The organism is Maribacter sp. (genome assembly GCF_049667165.1).
Taxonomy (GTDB): Bacteria; Bacteroidota; Bacteroidia; order Flavobacteriales; family Flavobacteriaceae; genus Maribacter_A.
On the sequence record NZ_JBATHS010000008.1, the window covers coordinates 1 to 1,577 of the forward strand.

Sequence of the window (1,577 nt, forward strand, 5' to 3'; positions counted from 1 at the left end):
CGAATGCAGGCAACACTTTTACCTTCACATATTCATTTTCCAAATAGACCATCTCATAGGTGACATCAACTAAAGAATCACCTAGTTTTGTTTGTGATGGATATGGATATACCTTTCCCTGTGCCCCCTGTACACCACGCCCGGTATAAAAAATCGGGCTCGTCTCATCCTGACCGATCTTATAGGTGGGAATCACTTCAGCGCCTTCGTAGATTTCTACTTGGCCGAACGAATAGGCAATAAAAGTGAAAAAGATAAAGAATGTAATTCTTAGATTACTGGGTGAGCACATGTTTCTTGTTTTCATTTTTGGTATAATTTAATTTCTGATAGTCTATTATAAATTTCGTTAAATAATATGTATTCCAATTCTATGCAATTAACAATTACTGGTAATATTTTACCTTTAAGTCATTTTGAGGTCACTCAATTCGATTAATCCTAAATACTATGGCATGTTGGTTCACTGGTTGCATTGGTAGGTTAAGACTAAGGCCGTATGGGTTATGGGAATATTCCAGATCTTGGTCACTTCCCAGTAGTTCGATCGACTTGATATCACCTTCATACAATTTACCCCTTGATCCTAGACTTCTTATAGTTATTTCTTTTCCCGGCCAACCCAAGCAAATAGCATACAAGATATTATCCCTTTGCGTAAAACGGATATCCTTTTCATCATAAATGGCATTAGGATATCTTTCGGAATAATGTCCCGTCTTCTTGAGAACCGAAGGGCCCTCACCATAAGTCACCCAAGGCATTGTTCCATAAATGGCTTCCCCATTGAGGTCTAGCCAATCCCCGATCTCGTATAATTCCTCTTTAATGTATTCGGCGAAGCTTCCGTCGGGTTTGGGCGGTACATTCAAGAGCAATATTCCATTTTTACTAACTACATCGGCGAGAATATCAATTACGACATTGGCCGATTTTAAACCCACATTTTCTTTATAAAACCAACTTGTAGGACTGCAAAGATCTATATCGGTCATCCAAACATCATATTCTAGTTTATCGGTCAACCCATTTTCGAAATTCCGCATTCCGACCCCAGGTGGTAGATCGTGTTCTTTGTAAACCACCTCTACCTCTTGGTTATTGGCTGCTGCTGTATTAAAAAAATGGGCCACGTAATCTTGCTGGTATTTCTCACGAACCCCACCCATGTATATTTCGTCCTTGCTGATCAGTTTTCCATTTTTATAGGTTCCGATATTGACCCCGCGCACGGTTCCGCCAAAAGAGGTATCCAACCAAGAAATATCAGGTTGGTACTTGGATATTGCTTCCTTCATTTTCGCTGACCAGGCCTTTAAATGCCGCTCACTGAATTTCGACTGTTTTTCAATATGATCTTTCCAAAGCACGGCATCCTTCACCATGGAATCGTGCACCGGGCCATAAAGATCCTCATATTTCGGATCCAAATATTCAGGTCTATCTTCCCGAACTGCTGCTTGGTACCAATAGCCCGTATGGTAGGAGGTTATGAATTTCATACCCCTCGCTTTTATTTCTTTTTTCAGACTACCAACGATATCTACCTTTGGGCCCATATCAACACTGTTGAAATC

At 40.4% G+C, this 1,577-nt stretch carries 2 protein-coding genes; both read right to left on the reverse strand.

Annotated features, from left to right (window positions below):
* Positions 1-307 (reverse strand): hypothetical protein (locus tag WBM98_RS00220; RefSeq protein ID WP_424363993.1); only part of this gene is annotated, 307 nt, incomplete at its 3' end.
* Positions 308-422: 115 nt separating this feature from the next.
* Positions 423-1,577, reverse strand: a 1,155-nt coding sequence (locus WBM98_RS00225; RefSeq protein WP_424363994.1) for an alpha-L-fucosidase, incomplete at its 5' end; no start/stop codon positions are given.